This window comes from Streptomyces sp. S3(2020), from assembly GCF_013044505.1.
In the GTDB taxonomy this organism is placed as follows: Bacteria; Actinomycetota; Actinomycetes; order Streptomycetales; family Streptomycetaceae; genus Streptomyces.
This window is the reverse complement of the sequence record NZ_JABERD010000222.1, coordinates 1-15251: the sequence shown is the minus strand read 5'-3', so window position 1 is coordinate 15251 and position 15251 is coordinate 1. Positions and strand designations below refer to the sequence as shown.

Annotated in this window: 15 protein-coding genes and 1 tRNA gene; 12 read left to right on the top strand and 4 right to left on the bottom strand. The window is 69.8% G+C overall.

Annotation, left to right across the window (positions count from 1 at the left end; genetic code table 11):
- Positions 1-79: 79 nt before the first annotated feature.
- The 9 genes from HLK59_RS41175 (at position 80) to HLK59_RS41135 (ending at position 9426) form a co-directional block, all read left to right on the top strand.
- Positions 80-1048, top strand: coding sequence for a complex I subunit 1 family protein (locus HLK59_RS41175; protein ID WP_171146776.1), 969 nt, complete (start codon positions 80-82; stop codon positions 1046-1048).
- A complete protein-coding gene (locus HLK59_RS41170; RefSeq protein WP_171146775.1) occupies positions 1048-1677 on the top strand; it encodes an NADH-quinone oxidoreductase subunit I in 630 nt (209 codons plus the stop codon). The genes HLK59_RS41175 and HLK59_RS41170 overlap by 1 nt, the downstream gene beginning before the upstream one ends.
- The gene (locus HLK59_RS41165) at positions 1674-2492 is read left to right on the top strand and encodes an NADH-quinone oxidoreductase subunit J (protein ID WP_240982937.1); all 819 of its coding nucleotides are present in this window, start codon (positions 1674-1676) and stop codon (positions 2490-2492) included. Before HLK59_RS41170 ends, HLK59_RS41165 begins: the two co-directional genes overlap by 4 nt.
- Positions 2492-2884, top strand: coding sequence for an NADH-quinone oxidoreductase subunit NuoK (gene nuoK, locus HLK59_RS41160; protein WP_171146774.1), 393 nt, complete (start codon positions 2492-2494; stop codon positions 2882-2884). The genes HLK59_RS41165 and nuoK overlap by 1 nt, the downstream gene beginning before the upstream one ends.
- Positions 2881-4875: an NADH-quinone oxidoreductase subunit L gene (locus HLK59_RS41155; RefSeq protein ID WP_171146773.1), complete on the top strand. Its 1995-nt coding sequence runs from the start codon at positions 2881-2883 to the stop codon at positions 4873-4875. Before nuoK ends, HLK59_RS41155 begins: the two co-directional genes overlap by 4 nt.
- A gap of 6 nt (positions 4876-4881) precedes the next feature.
- Complete coding sequence (locus HLK59_RS41150; protein WP_171146772.1) at positions 4882-6456, top strand: NADH-quinone oxidoreductase subunit M; 1575 nt, start codon at positions 4882-4884, stop codon at positions 6454-6456.
- Positions 6453-7985 (top strand): NADH-quinone oxidoreductase subunit N, encoded by a 1533-nt coding sequence (locus tag HLK59_RS41145; protein WP_240982936.1) that lies wholly within the window; start codon positions 6453-6455, stop codon positions 7983-7985. The genes HLK59_RS41150 and HLK59_RS41145 overlap by 4 nt, the downstream gene beginning before the upstream one ends.
- 185 nt (positions 7986-8170) lie before the next feature.
- Entirely contained in the window at positions 8171-9034 is an 864-nt protein-coding gene (gene htpX / locus HLK59_RS41140; protein ID WP_171146771.1) for a zinc metalloprotease HtpX, read from the top strand.
- Complete coding sequence (locus HLK59_RS41135) at positions 9031-9426, top strand: YccF domain-containing protein (RefSeq protein WP_171146770.1); 396 nt, start codon at positions 9031-9033, stop codon at positions 9424-9426. The genes htpX and HLK59_RS41135 overlap by 4 nt, the downstream gene beginning before the upstream one ends.
- Before the next feature lie 353 nt (positions 9427-9779).
- Here the strand turns inward: HLK59_RS41135 and HLK59_RS41130 are convergent, their stop codons facing one another.
- Positions 9780-11030, bottom strand: coding sequence for an APC family permease (locus HLK59_RS41130; RefSeq protein ID WP_171146769.1), 1251 nt, complete (start codon positions 11028-11030; stop codon positions 9780-9782).
- 190 nt (positions 11031-11220) lie between these two features.
- On the opposite strand from HLK59_RS41130, the gene HLK59_RS41125 reads away from it, so the two are divergent.
- Positions 11221-11487, top strand: a complete 267-nt coding sequence (locus HLK59_RS41125; protein ID WP_046262857.1) for a GlsB/YeaQ/YmgE family stress response membrane protein — start codon at positions 11221-11223, stop codon at positions 11485-11487.
- 109 nt (positions 11488-11596) lie between these two features.
- Here the strand turns inward: HLK59_RS41125 and HLK59_RS41120 are convergent, their stop codons facing one another.
- Complete coding sequence (locus HLK59_RS41120) at positions 11597-12085, bottom strand: YajQ family cyclic di-GMP-binding protein (protein ID WP_171146768.1); 489 nt, start codon at positions 12083-12085, stop codon at positions 11597-11599.
- 225 nt (positions 12086-12310) lie between these two features.
- Here HLK59_RS41120 and HLK59_RS41115 point away from each other — a divergent pair.
- Positions 12311-12392: transfer RNA gene (locus HLK59_RS41115), tRNA-Tyr, on the top strand.
- Positions 12393-12897: 505 nt separating this feature from the next.
- On the opposite strand, the gene HLK59_RS41110 is transcribed toward HLK59_RS41115, so the two are convergent.
- Entirely contained in the window at positions 12898-13671 is a 774-nt protein-coding gene (locus HLK59_RS41110; protein ID WP_171146767.1) for a class I SAM-dependent methyltransferase, read from the bottom strand.
- Positions 13672-13879: 208 nt separating this feature from the next.
- On the opposite strand from HLK59_RS41110, the gene HLK59_RS41105 reads away from it, so the two are divergent.
- On the top strand, positions 13880-14092 hold the full coding sequence (locus HLK59_RS41105; RefSeq protein WP_171146766.1) for a hypothetical protein: 213 nt from the start codon (positions 13880-13882) through the stop codon (positions 14090-14092).
- Between the two features lie 48 nt (positions 14093-14140).
- Here HLK59_RS41105 and HLK59_RS41100 read toward each other — a convergent pair whose 3' ends face one another.
- Entirely contained in the window at positions 14141-14797 is a 657-nt protein-coding gene (locus tag HLK59_RS41100; protein ID WP_171146765.1) for an SDR family oxidoreductase, read from the bottom strand.
- Positions 14798-15251 lie beyond the last annotated feature (454 nt).

Below are 15251 nucleotides of genomic sequence, written 5' to 3'. Positions count from 1 at the left end.
CCGCAAAGCCCGAAGAACCTGCAACCCCCGAAGACCCCGAAGACCCCACAACTCCCGAACCCCCCGCAGGAGGCCCGCAGTGAACGACGCTCTCGACGTCGCCCTGCGACTCCTGATCGTCTTCGTCGTCTTCCTCACCTTCCCCCTGATCGTCGGCCAGACCGAACACAAGGTCATGGCTCACATGCAGGGCCGCCTCGGCCCCATGTACGCCGGCGGCTTCCACGGCTGGGCCCAACTCGTCGCGGACGGCGTGAAGTTCGTGCAGAAGGAAGACGTCGTACCCGCGGGCGCGGACCGCCGTATCTTCCAACTCGCCCCCGCAGTCGCCCTTCTGCCCTACCTCCTGGTCCTCCTCGCCATCCCCATCGGCCCCGGCGAGGGCGCCGTCGGCGAGGTCGTCGACGCCGGCGTCTTCTTCGTCCTGGCCGTCATGGGCGTAGGCGTCCTCGGCTCACTCATGGCCGGCTGGGCCAGCGCCAACAAGTTCTCCCTCCTCGGCGGCCTCCGCACGGCCGCCCAACTCCTCGCCTACGAACTCCCGATGCTCCTGACCGCCGCCTCCGTCGCGATGGCGGCCGGCACGGTCTCCCTCCCCGGCATCGTCGACGCCTTCGAGTGGTGGTGGCTGCCCTGGCAGATCGTCGGCGCGATCGTCTTCTTCGTCGCCGGTCTCGCCGAACTCCAGCGCCCGCCCTTCGACATGCCGGTCGCCGACTCGGAGATCATCTTCGGCGCGTACACCGAGTACACCGGCCTCCGCTTCGCTCTGTTCCTCCTCGCCGAGTACGCCGGAATCGTCGTCCTGTGCGGTCTGACCACCGTTCTCTTCCTGGGCGGCTGGCACGGCCCGTGGGGTGCCGACGGCCTGGGCTGGGTCTGGACCCTGCTGAAGGCCGCGATCCTCGCCTTCCTCGTCATCTGGCTGCGTGTGACCTATCCCCGCCTGCGCGAGGACCAGCTCCAGAAGCTCGCCTGGACCCTCCTCGTCCCCCTCTCCCTCGCTCAGATCGCCCTTACCGGCATCGTCAAGGTGGTGATCTCCTGATGGCCGAGTCGCTCCCGCCCACCCGGTCCCGGTTTCCCGGCTCCGGCCTCGCCAAGGGCCTGGCTGTCACCCTCCGGACGATGACGAGGAAGACCGTCACCGAGCAGTACCCCGACGTTCAGCCCGACCTCCCGCCCCGCACCCGCGGTGTCATCGGCCTGTTCGAGGAGAACTGCACGGTCTGCATGCTGTGCGCCCGGGAGTGCCCGGACTGGTGCATCTACATCGACTCCCACAAGGAGACGGTCCCGGCCGCCGCCCCCGGCGGCCGCGAGCGCAGCCGCAACGTCCTCGACCGCTTCGCCATCGACTTCTCCCTGTGCATGTACTGCGGTATCTGCATCGAGGTCTGTCCTTTCGACGCCCTGTTCTGGTCCCCGGAGTTCGAGTACGCCGAGACCGACATCCGCGACCTCACCCACGAGCGCGACAAGCTCCGCGAGTGGATGTGGACCGTCCCGGCCCCGCCGGCCCTCGACCCCGCCGCCGAGGAGCCGAAGGAGATCGCGGCCGCCCGCAAGACCGCCGAGAAACTGGCGGCGGCCCAGGCCGAACCGACCGAGCCTCAGACCGAGCCCAGGCCCGGGCAGCCGACCGGGCCGACCGCACCGGAGGCAGGCGCGTCATGACCCTCGTTGCAGCCACAGCCACAGCCACCACGGCGCACGCCACGCTGGCCAAGGCTCACGCCGCCGTCGCCACGGCCGCCACCGAAACCCACGGCTTCCTCTCGCCGACCGGCGTCGAGATCGCCTTCCTCCTCGTCGGCCTGGTCACCTTCGGCGCCGCCATCGTCACCGTCACCACCCGGCAGCTGGTGCACGCCGCCCTGTGGCTGGTGGTGACGCTCGGCGGCCTCGCCGTCGAGTACCTCCTGCTCACCGCGGAGTTCATCGCCTGGGTGCAGGTCCTCATCTACGTAGGATCCGTCGTCGTTCTCCTCCTCTTCGGTCTGATGCTCACCAAGGCGCCCATCGGCCGCTCCCCGGACGCCGACTCCGGCAACCGCTGGGCCGCCCTCACGGTCGCCGTCGCTTCGGCCGTCGCCCTGGTGTGGGTCGTCGTCGACGCCTTCCGCGCGACCTGGATCGACCTGGACGGCCCCGCCGCCGGCTCCACCGAGGCCACCGGAGCGAGCCTCTTCCAGAACTGGGTCCTCCCCTTCGAGGCTCTCTCCGTCCTCCTCCTCGCCGCACTGGTCGGCGCGATCGTCCTGTCCCGCAAGGCGAAGGCGGAGTCGAGCTCTCCCCCTGTGAACTCCCGGCCCGCGACCGGTAGTTCCCCATCCGCCCCGAATTCCCGTAATCATCCGATCGGGCGAAACATGTCGATCGAGCGAACCAAACCGGTCGAGCCCAGCGCCCCCACCGAGCCGAGCGCCTCCACCGAGCGCACCGCCCCGGCCGACTCCGGCACCCCGGCCGAGCAGGAAGGCGCCCGCTGATGCACCTCGCCTATCCCGCCGTGCTCTCCGCCCTCCTGTTCTGCACCGGCCTGTACGGCGTCCTCGCCCGCCGCAACGCGATCCTGGTCCTGATGTCGGTCGAGCTGATGCTCAACGCCGTCAATCTCAACCTGGTCGCCTTCGACGTCTGGCTCAGCAAGGCCGCCGAGGAGACCCTTCACTCCGGTCAGGCACTGACCCTGTTCACCATCGCCATCGCCGCCGCCGAGATCGGCATCGGCCTGGCGATCGTCCTCGCCGTCCACCGCAACCGCGGCACCGCGGACATCGACAAACTCCGCGACACCGCCGAAGGCCACGAGCCGGACGGCCCCGACCACGCCGACGACTCCGACGCCTCCGCGGACGAGAAGGCTGAGGCCACCGCGTGACCACCACCACCCTCGCCGTCCTCGTCCCCCTCCTCCCGTTCCTGGGCGCGGCCGCCGGCCTGCTCCTGGGCCGCACGGCACCCGGATTCGTCCGCCCGCTCGCCGTCCTGCCGACGCTCACCTCCCTCGTACTGGCCGCCGTGGTCGCCGTACGCCAGGGCGGCGACGAAGCCGTGAACGCCGCCACCGAGCTCACACCCACAGGCTCGATCCCCATCGAACTCGCCCTGCACATCGACGGCTTCGCCGCCCTGGTCGCCGTACTCGTCGGCCTCGTCGCCACCTGCGTGCAGATCTACTCGACGGGCTACCTGCGCGACGACCCGCGCTACCCCTCCTACGCCGCCCTCGTCTCCCTCTTCACCGCCGCGATGCTCCTCGTCGTCTACTCCGGCGACCTGATGGTGCTGCTGGTGGGCTGGGAGATCATGGGCATCTGCTCGTACTTCCTGGTCGGCCACTACTGGGAGACCCCGGAGGCCCGCGCCGCCTCCATCAAGGCCTTCCTGGTCACCAAGCTCGGCGATGTCCCGTTCCTGATCGGCCTGTTCGCGCTCGCCACCGACGCCGGGTCCTTCCGCATCACGAAGATCCTCGGCGCCGTCGCACACGGCGGGCTCGACCACCCGACCCTGATCGCCCTGCTGCTCCTGGCGGGTGTGGCCGGCAAGTCGGCGCAGTTCCCGCTGCACACCTGGCTCCCGGACGCGATGGCGGGCCCGACGCCCGTCTCCGCGCTCATCCACGCCGCGACCATGGTCGCCGCCGGTGTCTACTTCGTCGCCCGCCTCCTCCCGGTCTTCGAGGCCTCGCAGGCCGCGATGGTGGTCCTCGCGGTGATGGCCGCCGTCACGATGGCGGGCTCGGCGCTCGCCGCACTCGCCCAGGACGACATCAAGCGCGTCCTCGCCTACTCGACTATCGGCCAGCTCGGCTACATGACCGGCGCCCTCGCCGTCGGCGACCGCGGTGCCGCCGTCTTCCACCTCCTGTCGCACGGCGCCTTCAAGGCGCTGCTGTTCCTCGCGGCCGGCGTGATCATCCATGCCGCCGGCACCAACTCGCTGGCGGCCATGTCCCGTATGGGCCACCTCCGCGACCGTGTGCCGGACGCCTTCTGGACGATGACCGTGGCGCTCCTCGCACTCGCCGCGATCCCACCCTTCAGCGGCTTCTTCTCCAAGGAGTCCGTCCTGGGCGCCGCCGAGCACGTCGCCACCGGCCACACCGAGCACGCCCCCGGCGCCGCCGGCTGGCTGGTCCTCGTCGCAGGCCTGTTCACGGCCCTGCTCACTGCGGCGTACGCGACACGCCTGTGGCTGCTGGCATTCCACGGCCGGGGTGTCGAGGCCCCCGACCACGGTCGCCAGCCGCTCACCATGACCGCGGTCCTGTGGGTCCTCGCGATCCCGTCCCTCGCCGTCGGCGGACTCGCCTACCGCGCGCTCCCGGACTGGTTCGACGGCCGTGATCTCGCCCCGACCCTCACCACGTCCGTCGTCGGAACGGGCGTCGCCCTGGCCGGCGGCATCGTGACCTACGCCGTCTGGCGGCACACCACCGCGCTCGCCGCCCGCGTCCCGCTGGGCGCCGTCGCGGCCCACCCACAGGGCGGCGCCGCCGAAGTCGAGGCCGAGGCCATCGCCGGCCACGCGCCCGCGTACGGAGACGTGGCCCACGCAACCGACCCGTCGGACCCGGGCCGCCTCCTGCTCGGCCCGCTGCACCGGCACGCGGCCGTCGGCTTCCACCTCGACGCCGTGTACTCGGCTCTCTTCGTCCGCCCGGTCCAGGCCGGTGCCACCCTCGTCCGATTCCTCGACCGTGAGGTCGTGGAGACCTACGTACGCGGTGCGGGCGCTCTACCCCGGCTGCTGGGTGCGGCCGTACGGCGTGCCCAGACCGGCAATGTGCAGACCTATGTGAGCGCGCTGCTCGCCGGCACCGTCGTCCTGGTGGTCGCCGTCGTCCTCGTCGCCACGGGAGCGTGAGCAGGCGTGATCGATATCAACGAGTCCGTGATGCAGTTCCTTCTGGCGTTCGTCGTCGTCGGCCCGCTCCTGGGAGCCGTCGCCGCCCTCCTGCCCGCCCCGCCGGGACTGAAGGGAAAATCGCCCGAGCAGGCGGTACTGCGGCACGGCGTGACCGTGACCGGCGTGGTGCTCATCGCCGCGATCGTCCTCACGCTCGGCTTCGACCACGACCACCCGTCGAAGATGCAGGCCACGACCGACATCAGCTGGATCCCCGCACTCGACGTGCGGATCCACCTCGGCATCGACGGCATCTCCCTCCCCCTTCTGGTCCTGACCGCGCTGCTGACCTTCCTCTGCGCGCTCTACTCGTACTTCAAGATGCCCTCGGGCCCGACCCCGAAGGCCTTCGTCGCACTGCTGCTCGTCCTCGAGTCCGGCACCCTCACGACCTTCGCCGTCCTGGATCTGCTGCTGTTCTTCCTCGCGTTCGAGATGGTGCTCATCCCGATGTACTTCCTCATCGCCCGCTGGGGCGGCGAGGGCAGGACCCAGGCCGCCTGGCGGTTCATCCTCTACACGCTGCTCGGTTCGGTCGTCATGCTGCTCGGCCTGCTCCTGATCGGGATCAAGGCGGGCACATTCGACATGGTGGCACTCGCCACTGACAACGGCCGGTCTCTCACCTCATCCGTGCAGGTCATCGCGGTTCTCGCGATCGGGATCGGGCTCGCGGTGAAGACCCCGATGTGGCCCCTGCACAGCTGGCTGCCCGACGCCCACACCGCCGCGCCGACCGTCGGCTCGGTCCTGCTGGCCGGCGTCATGCTGAAGATGGGAACGTACGGGTTCGTCCGGATTCTGCTGCCGATCGCCCCCGACGGTTTCCGCGACTTCGCGCCCTACCTCGCCGCCTTCGCCGTCGTCGGGATCATCTACGGATCCCTGGCCTGCCTCGCCCTCGCCAAGCAGGGCGCGAAGGGCGACCTCAAGCGGCTCATCGCCTACTCCTCCGTCGGTCACATGGGCTTCGTCCTGCTCGGCATCGCCACGATGACCCCGACCGGGGTGAACGGCGCCCTGTTCGCCAACATCGCCCACGGCCTCATCACCGGCCTCCTGTTCTTCCTGGTCGGTGCCCTGAAGGACCGTACGGGCAGCACCGACCTCGACACCCTCGCCGAGCAGACCGGCGCCGCGCTGTACGGCAAGGCCCCGCGCCTCGGCGGCCTGCTCGCGTTCGCCGCCGTCGCCTCCCTCGGCCTGCCGGGTCTCGCCGGGTTCTGGGGCGAGATGCTGGCGCTGTTCGGCGCGTTCGACCCGGCCGACGGCCTCAGCCGCCCGGCGTTCCTCACGTTCATGGCGATCGCGGCCTTCGGCACCCTCCTCACGGCCGCCTACCTCCTTGTCGTGGTCCGCCGCGTCTGCATGGGCGCCGTGCCGCAGGACGCCCCGAAGCTCGCCGACGTCCACACATACGAATTCGCGGCCTGGACACCGCTCGTCGCCCTCACCCTCGCAGCCGGCCTGTGGCCGAAGGCCCTCCTGGGCCTGACCGACCCGGCCGTACAGCAGCTCCTCGCAGGAGGCGCCCGATGAGCTCCCTGGCCTCCACGGCCCAACCGATGGCCGCGAACCTCGTCCAGTCCGTCGACTGGCTCGCCATCGCACCGCCCACCATCGCGGCGGTCGTCGGCCTGGTCGTCCTCGTCGCGGACCTCTTCGTGGGCGACAACAAAAAGGCGCTCCTCGGCTGGCTGTCCGTCGCGGGTCTGGCCGCCTCCGCGGCGATGCTGCTGCCCCTTCTGGACGGCGACCGCGCCACCTTCTGCCTGACCGGCGCTCCTGACGTCTGCAGCTACACCGCGGACCGCTTCACCCTCGTCCTCCAGCTCCTGGTGCTCGGGGGAGCGTTGCTGACAGCGCTCCTGTCGGTCACCGCCCTCAAGGACGCCGACAAGGGACTCCCCGAAGGGGAGTACTGGTTCCTGCTGCTCTCCTCCGCCGCCGGTGCCGCCCTCCTGCCCGCCTCACGGGACCTGGCGACCCTGATCGTCGCCCTGGAGGTCGCCTCCCTGCCGGCCTTCGCCCTCGTCGGCCTGCGCCACGGCGACCGCAAGTCCTCCGAAGCGGCCCTGAAGTTCTTCCTGTCCTCGGTCACCGCGACCGCGGTCAGCCTCATGGGCATCAGCTTCGTGTACGCCTCCACGGGCACCCTCTACCTCACCCAGATCGCCGACCGGATCCAGACCGTCGACGGCCAGTTCCACACCCTCGCCCAGACCGGCGTCGTCCTCACCCTCATCGGCTTCGCCTTCAAGACCGCCGCCGTCCCCTTCCACTTCTGGGTCCCGGACACCTACGTAGGGGCACCGCTTCCGATCGCCGCCTACTTGTCGGTCGTCGGCAAGGCGGTCGGCTTCTCAGGCCTGATCCTCGTCACAGTCGTCGCCCTCCCCTCGTACGCCGACGTCTGGGGCCCCGCGCTCGCGGCACTGGCCGCCCTCACCATGACCGTCGGCAACGTCGGCGCCCTCCGGCAGCAGGCCACGCGCGCGTACAGCGCCGTACGGCTGCTCGCCTGGTCCTCCGTCGGCCAGGCCGGCTACCTCCTCGTGCCGATCGCCGCCGCCGCGTACTCCGACGACCCCGAGCGCTCCATCGGCTCAACCGTCGCCTACGCCCTCATGTACGCCGCCGTGAACCTCGGCGCCTTCGCGGTGGCCGCCCTGGTGGGCCGTACAAGAGTCCTCAACCGTCTGACCGACTACCGCGGCCTGTACGCCACGAACCCCCTGGCAGCCCTCCTCCTGGCCTTCTTCCTGCTCTGCCTCGCCGGACTGCCGCCGGGCATCATCGGCCTCTTCGCGAAGGTCACCGTCTTCTCCGCGGCCGTCGACGCGGGCCTCGGCTGGCTGGCCGTGGTCATGGCCGCCAACGTCGTGATCGCGCTGTTCTACTACCTCCAGTGGACGGCCCTGCTGTTCCGCGCCCCGGAAGGCGAAGCCGTACAGCACCGGATTCCGGCCCCGCTCACCGCGGCGATCGCCCTCACCGGCGTCCTCGGAATCGCCCTGTCGGGCGCGCCCCAGCTGATCCTGCGCTTCACCGACACCGGACTCTTCTGAGCCCAAGGCCGGGGAACTTCCGAGCCCTCACCCGGACGGCCCACGCCCGCCTCCGCACGCACAAGGGAACTAGCCGCTCTCGCCTGGCGTTGACCAGAACAGGAGGGTCCACTGGTGGTGACACCAGAAGGACCGCAGATCAGCAAGCAAAGGGTTCCCCTGCTGCACGATTTGGAGGGCGTACCGTGCACCGCCGGCACAACGGGCTCAGGACCGCAGTACTCCTCGGGGGACTGTCCGCACTCATCATCGTCATCGGCAGCTTCTTCGGCCGTATGGGGCTCGTGGTCGCGGTCCTGATCGCCCTGGGGACCAACGCGTACGCGTACTGGAACAGCGACAAACTGGCGCTACGCGCGATGCGCGCCCGCCCGGTCAGCGAGTTCGAGGCCCCCGCGCTCTACCGCATGGTCCGTGAACTCTCCACCCAGGCCCGCCAGCCCATGCCGCGCCTGTACATCTCCCCGACGGAAGCCCCCAACGCCTTCGCGACGGGCCGCAACCCGCGCAACGCCGCCGTCTGCTGCACCGAAGGCATCCTGCGCATCCTCGACGAGCGCGAACTGCGCGGCGTCATCGGCCACGAGCTCAGCCATGTCTACAACCGGGACATCCTGATCTCGTCCGTAGCCGGCGCCCTCGCCTCCGTGATCATGTTCCTGGTCAACTTCGCCTGGCTGATCCCCATCGGCCGCTCCAACGACGACGACGGCCCCGGCATCCTCGGCATGCTGCTCATCATGATCCTGGGCCCGCTCGCCGCGACCCTCATCCAACTGGCCATCAGCCGCTCCCGGGAATACGAGGCCGACGCGTCCGGTGCCCAGCTGACCGGCGACCCCCTGGCTCTGGCCAGCGCGCTGCGCAAGCTCGAAATGGGCACCAAGCAGCTTCCGCTGCCCCCCGAGCCGCGTATCGAGACCGCGAGCCACATGATGATCGCAAACCCCTTCCGCCCGGGCCAGGGATTCTCGAAGATGTTCTCCACGCACCCGCCGATGGCGGAGCGCATTGCCCGCCTCGAGAAGATGGCAGGTCGCCACCAGTGAAAACCATCCTGAACGTCATATGGCTCGTCCTGAGCGGCTTCTGGCTGTTCCTCGGCTATCTGCTCGCCGGCGTGCTGCTCTGCATCACCGTCATCGGCATCCCGTTCGGGATCGCGGCCTTCCGTATCGGCATCTACGCCCTGTGGCCCTTCGGGTACACGACGGTCGAACGCCGTGACGCCGGCGCCCCCTCCTGCGTCGGCAACGTCCTGTGGCTGGTCCTGGCCGGCTGGTGGCTGGCTCTGGCCCACATCGTCACCGGTATCGCCCTGTGCGTCACGATCATCGGTATCCCGTTCGGCATCGCCAACTTCAAGCTGATCCCGGTCTCACTGCTTCCGCTGGGCCGCGAGATCGTGTCGACCGACCAGCCGTTCTCCTCGCGCTGGTAGGCCGAGCGCCAGCACGGCGCAGGTTTTCCACAGCCCGATGGTTGTCCACAGGCCCGCCCGATTGTCAGTGGCGGGCCGCATCATGAACTCATGACCGCGAACAAGCAGGTGCGGGCACAGGGGAATGCCGGGACTCGTCACGCCCGCCCGTGGGCCTGCGCTTCCCATGAATCCCATGAGTCCCATGACCACACCGGCCTTCGCCGCGCGTACATAACTTTCCAGCGGCTCACCGGGCCCACCATGTGCATACACGTGGCCTGACAGGGACTTGGCGTAAGCGGGCGTCAAGTGCTGCCTACGCACGGCGAAGTCGGCAACGGCCGTCGCCTCATCCGGCGGCGTACGCCGCTTCACCGCGCCGCCATCCACCGCCTTACGCCGTACGCCGCCACACCCAACGCCAGCACACCCGCGCCCACGGCGACCGAAACACCCGGGAGCGCGAACGCCAGCACCACGCATCCGAGGAGCCCCACCGCCGGAACCACCCGCGCTGTCGGAGCGGAACCGAGCGTCCAGGCCGAGGCATTGGCCACCGCGTAGTACGTCAGCACACCGAAGGAGGAGAACCCGATAGCGTCCCGCACATCCACCGTGGCGGCCAGGACCGCGACCACCGCGCCCACGGCCAGCTCCGCCCGGTGCGGCACCTGGAAACGCGGATGTACGGCCGCGAGCGCGCTGGGCAGATGACGGTCACGGGCCATGGCCAGTGTCGTCCGCGAGACGCCCAGAATCAGGGCGAGCAGTGAGCCCAGCGCGGCCACGGCGGCACCCACCCGCACCACCGGCACCAGCCCCGGCACGCCGGCGGCCCGCACCGCATCGGCCAGCGGCGCGCCCGCCTGACCCAACTCCTTTGCACCCAACACGGAAAGGACGGCCACCGCCACACACGCGTACACACCCAACGCGATGCCCAGAGCCAGCGGGATCGCACGCGGGATGGTGCGCGCGGGATCCCGCACCTCTTCCCCGAGGGTCGCGATCCGGGCGTACCCGGCGAACGCGAAGAACAGCAGACCGGCGGCCTGCAACACCCCACCCGGGCCACCCGAGGCCCCGCTGTCCAGCCGCCAGGCCTCGGACCTCCCGGATCCCAGGCACACGACCACCACGGAAGCGAGGACAGCAAGCACGACCACCACGATGCCCCGCGTCAGCCAGGCGGACTTCTGGACTCCGCCGTAGTTCACCGCGGTCAGCGCCACTACGGCCGCGACCGCCACGGCGTGCGCCTGCTCCGGCCAGACGTACGTGCCCACGGTGAGCGCCATCGCCGCACAGGAGGCCGTCTTCCCGACCACGAACGACCAGCCCGCCAGATAACCCCAGAACGGACCGAGCCGCTCACGCCCGTACACATATGTGCCGCCGGAGGCGGGATACAGCGCGGCCAGCCGTGCCGACGACGTGGCGTTGCAGTAGGCGACCACGGCGGCGACCGCGAGCCCGAGCAGCAGCCCGGACCCGGCCGCGCGGGCCGCGGGTGCCAGGGCCGCGAAGATGCCGGCCCCGACCATGGAGCCGAGCCCGATCACCACGGCGTCCCCCACGCCCAAGGTGCGTCGCAGCTCGGAGGGGGAGCCGGAGGGTGTCATGTGCCGCACCCTACTGATCAGTGCAACCGGCGGGTGCATCCGTGACGTCCTCTTCAGCAACACGGCACGAACAAGTGCCGTCGCCAGGCGAAGGACGCACCAGGCGCAACCCGTGAGCGCACAGCCCGCCGGGACATAAATCACAGGGCCGGGACAGTGCGGGCACAGTGCGGAAGGGCAGGTTCAGGGCATGAGCATCATCGGTTGGATCATCCTGGGGCTTCTGGCCGGGGCCATCGCCAAGTTCCTGCTGCCGGGCCGCGACCCGGGCGGCTTCATCGGTACGACCCTCATCGGCATCACGGGCGCGTTCATCGGCGGCTGGATATCGGCCCGCTGGCTGGACCACCCGGTCACCAAGAACTTCTACGACGGCACCACCTGGGCTGCTGCGATCGGCGGCTCACTCGTCCTCCTGATCGGCTACCGCATCCTGTTCGGCAACTCGCGCAACTGAGCACACCCCCGGAACCGCAGCCAGCAGGCGAGAAGGGTGGGCACCGGCCAGGTGCCCACCCTTCCTCGTACTCCCGCATGCGTCCTCACGCGACTGAATCAGGCGTCGCTCACCGGTAGTTCACGAACTGGACGGCGAAGTCGAGGTCCTTGCCCTTCAGCAGGGCGATGATGGCCTGGAGGTCGTCACGGCTCTTCGAGCTGACACGCAGCTCGTCGCCCTGGACCTGGGCCTTCACGCCCTTCGGGCCCTCGTCACGGATGATCTTCGCCACCTTCTTCGCGTTCTCCTGGGAGATGCCCTCCTCGATCGACGCGAAGATCTTGTACTCCTTGCCGGACAGCTGCGGCTCACCGGCGTCCAGCGCCTTCAGCGAGATCCCCCGCTTGATCAGCTTGGACTGGAAGACGTCGAGGACAGCGTTCACCCGGTCCTCGGAGTTCGCCTCCATGAGGATCTTCTCGCCGGACCACGAGATCGAGGCGCCCACGCCCTTGAAGTCGTAGCGCTGGGAGATCTCCTTGGCGGTCTGGTTGAGGGCGTTGTCGACCTCCTGCCGCTCGACCTTCGAGACGATGTCGAAACTGGAGTCGGCCATGTCCTGTGGCTCCTTGTATCGGGGTGCGTATCGGGTGCGTGTCGGCGTAGGTGGGGCAGCCGCCGAGCCCGGTACAGTCCCCGGGCCGCATCCGGACAAGCCTAGCCACCCCGCGCCCCCGGAGCGCTGATCAATCGGGTGGCGAAGCACCCCTCCACATCGGGTATCGTTTACGTCGTTGCCACAGAGCACCGCCGAAAGACGGTTCGAAGGGCAGCAAACCCCGGCGGTGTGCCCGAGCGGCCAAAGGGAGCAGACTGTAAATCTGCCGGCTCAGCCTTCCCAGGTTCGAATCCTGGCGCCGCCACATGAAGGTAGACCCCCTCCCGACTGCGGAAACGTGGTCGGGAGGGGGTTTCTTCGTATTCGAACGGCATTGTTCGAACGAGGGTCGAAATGTATGGCTTGCCTCACCTGGTCTTGGGTGAGTCCCGGGCCGCCTCAAGACCCGCAGCAGGGCAGCGACCGAGTGTCCGGCCCGTCGGGCGACCTTCATCGGGTCGACTCCGCTGTAGAGCCAGAATGAGACTCGGCACAGAGTGCTCCCACTCGTCGACTGCTTCGATCGTTCGACGGCGCGGAGATGTGATCGCCTCCAGCGTCTCGAAGACGCCGGGCACGTTGTCGTCCAGATGGGCGGTCGCCGCACCCGACTCCCGTGCGGTGGAGTCCCCTTGTCTGACCGGTGAGGTCTTGCCGGCCTTGTTGCCGAGGTCGCGGGCCAAGTTGGTTCGGGAAAGGCGCAGTTCACCCTCGACCCCGCCGACAGGCCACTCCACCGTGGCAGTTCGGCGGGACTTGGGGGCCTTGTCTCAGGTCGTGCACTCGGCGTACAACGCGTGGGGAATCTTGAGGTAGTTGGCCCAGTGCTGCTCGCCGTGTGCCGCGATCCCCTCGTCAGAGACCCGCGGCCACACCCAGCCGACGCTGCCGAACCCCGCCTCGTGGAGCGCCTCCTCGTACGTCTGCCGTGACCACCGGTAGGGGAGGAGGGGGAACTCGTCGAAGCCGGGCACCTTCATCACCGCTGGGGCCTCTTCGCCGTCGCGGGTGGCCGGGGAGATGGTGAAGTCGATGCCGTAGTGCGTGTACCAGCCGGGCTCGACGGCGACGTCGGGGTTGAGCGTGGCGAAGACGAACCGGCCGCCCTCCGGACGCAGGGCCCGGCGTGCGGTGCGGCAGAAGCCGGTCAGGGCCTCGCGGGTGGGCGCGTAGCAGAGCACGTAGACCGAGGAGACCAGGTCGAAGCGGCCGTCGAGTTCGGGGTCGCCCGCGGAGGGCGGGTCCGTGGCCGTACGCGCCAGGTATGTGATGTCGAGCCCCTCGGCGGCCGCTCGGCGTCGGGCGTGGTCGAGCATGCCCTCGGCGCTGTCGATCCCGGTCACGGCCGAGGCGCCGAGTCCGCGCAACCGGCGGGTGTAGAGGCCGCTGCCACAGCCCAGGTCCAGGACGGCCTTGCCCTCGACACCGCCCAGCAGCTCGAAGAGGGTGTGGGCCTCGACGTACTCGCGCAGCGGCAAAGCCGTGGCCATACGTTCGTACGCCTCGGCGAGTCCGTCGAAATCCGTGCCGTGGTCCTCGTCCATGGGGTCTCCTGCGGCTCGCGGGCGGCGGGCAGGTGGCGCAGGGGCATGTTAGTGCGGGCGCACGCTCGTTCTTCCCGCGAGAACAAGGCAGTTCCGGGTGATCTCGCCAGTGGCCGGATCCGACGTCGTCGCGCGCCCAGGGCCGAGGGTCTCGGCTGCCACCCGTCTGGCACGCACAACGCCAGGCCGCGCGGGGCACACTGATCACATGTCCAGCCGCCGTAGGAACTGCCCCGAATGCCGCCGCGAGATCGCCGTCGTCGCCGGTCGCTTCGCGCGACACGACCCACCCGGAGCCCGCGAGAACGGCGCGCTCACGTCTTGCCAGGGCTCCCGCCGCCAAGCCCAACTGGGCGCCGCCCAGCCGTCGTTGGACGGCTATGTGATCCCGGAGATCCCGGGCCAGATGCCGCTGTTCTGACGGGCGGGTGGTTCCTGTGGCCGGCCCGCCACCCCGCCGCTGCCATCGTCAGTTCCCGGCCACGGCCTTCACCGCCACCGACACCGGCGTCGATCCGCCGACCAGCTCCAGGGTCAGTCCGGCCGTCGCCGGGGTTTCCAGCAACTCGGCCACCACGGCGGCCACGTCGTCGCGTGTGACCGGACCGCGGCCTGTGCGCGCCTCAAGCCGTACGAGGCCCGTACCGGCGTCGTTCGTCAGCGCACCGGGGCGCAGGATCGTCCAGTCCAGGGCGTCGAGAGCGCGGACGTGGTCGTCGGCCTCGCCCTTGGCGCGCTGATAGACGTCGAAGATGTCGTCGCCCCGGTGGTTCGCATCGGCGCCCATCGATGACACGACGACATGACGCCGTACGCCGGCCCGGACCGCCGCGTCCGCGAACAGCACCGCCGCACCCTTGTCCACCGTGTCCTTGCGGGCCGCGCCGCTGCCCGGGCCCGCGCCCGCCGCGAAGACCGCCGCGTCCGCGCCCTGCAGATGGGCCGCGACCTCCTCGACCGAGGCCGACTCCAGATCCAGGAGCACCGGTTCGGCTCCGGCCTCCCGCAGGTCGTCGCCCTGCTCGGCCTTGCGGATGATTCCCGCGACCTCGTTCCCGCGCGCGGCGAGCAGCCGCTCCAGCCGCAGCGCGATCTGACCATGACCACCAGCGATGACAATGCGCATGCCTTCGACCGTACGCCCGGACGACCGCATTCGCCGCACGACTTGGGCCACGCCTCAGGCAACACGACGGGGCACGGCCGCGGGGGCGCACCCGCCCCACCCGCACGCCCCCAGCTCACAACAAGGCCGCACAAGGCCGCCATCACAGCCGCCCACGCCTACAGCGCAGACACGCAGTGCGCACGCCCCGCACGCACACCTTCACCCCGTGAAGGTGTGCGGGCGGGGCGTGCGCACTGCGGGTCTGCGCTGTAGGCGTGGGCGGCTGGGATGGCGGCCTTGTGGGGCCTGGTTTTGCGCGGGGGGCGTGCGGTTGGGGCGCGTGCGCCCCCGCGGCCGTGCCCCGTCGTGTTGCCGGCGGCGTGGCCCAAGTCGTTCGGCGAATGCGGTCGTCCGGGCGTACGGTCGATGGCATGCGCATTTTCATCTCTGGTGGGCATGGTCAGATCGCGCG

Bases quoted from the DNA above. Each gene is read 5' to 3' on its own strand.
- HLK59_RS41165 (WP_240982937.1), top strand. From the start codon at position 1,674: ATGACCCTCGTTGCAGCCACAGCCACAGCCACCACGGCGCACGCCACG.
- HLK59_RS41130 (WP_171146769.1), bottom strand. From the start codon at position 11,030: ATGACACCCTCCGGCTCCCCCTCCGAGCTGCGACGCACCTTGGGCGTG.
- HLK59_RS41110 (WP_171146767.1), bottom strand. From the start codon at position 13,671: ATGGACGAGGACCACGGCACGGATTTCGACGGACTCGCCGAGGCGTAC.
- HLK59_RS41120 (WP_171146768.1), bottom strand. From the start codon at position 12,085: ATGGCCGACTCCAGTTTCGACATCGTCTCGAAGGTCGAGCGGCAGGAG.
- nuoK (WP_171146774.1), top strand. From the start codon at position 2,492: ATGCACCTCGCCTATCCCGCCGTGCTCTCCGCCCTCCTGTTCTGCACC.
- HLK59_RS41125 (WP_046262857.1), top strand. From the start codon at position 11,221: ATGAGCATCATCGGTTGGATCATCCTGGGGCTTCTGGCCGGGGCCATC.
- HLK59_RS41100 (WP_171146765.1), bottom strand. From the start codon at position 14,797: ATGCGCATTGTCATCGCTGGTGGTCATGGTCAGATCGCGCTGCGGCTG.
- HLK59_RS41145 (WP_240982936.1), top strand. From the start codon at position 6,453: ATGAGCTCCCTGGCCTCCACGGCCCAACCGATGGCCGCGAACCTCGTC.
- HLK59_RS41105 (WP_171146766.1), top strand. From the start codon at position 13,880: ATGTCCAGCCGCCGTAGGAACTGCCCCGAATGCCGCCGCGAGATCGCC.
- HLK59_RS41170 (WP_171146775.1), top strand. From the start codon at position 1,048: ATGGCCGAGTCGCTCCCGCCCACCCGGTCCCGGTTTCCCGGCTCCGGC.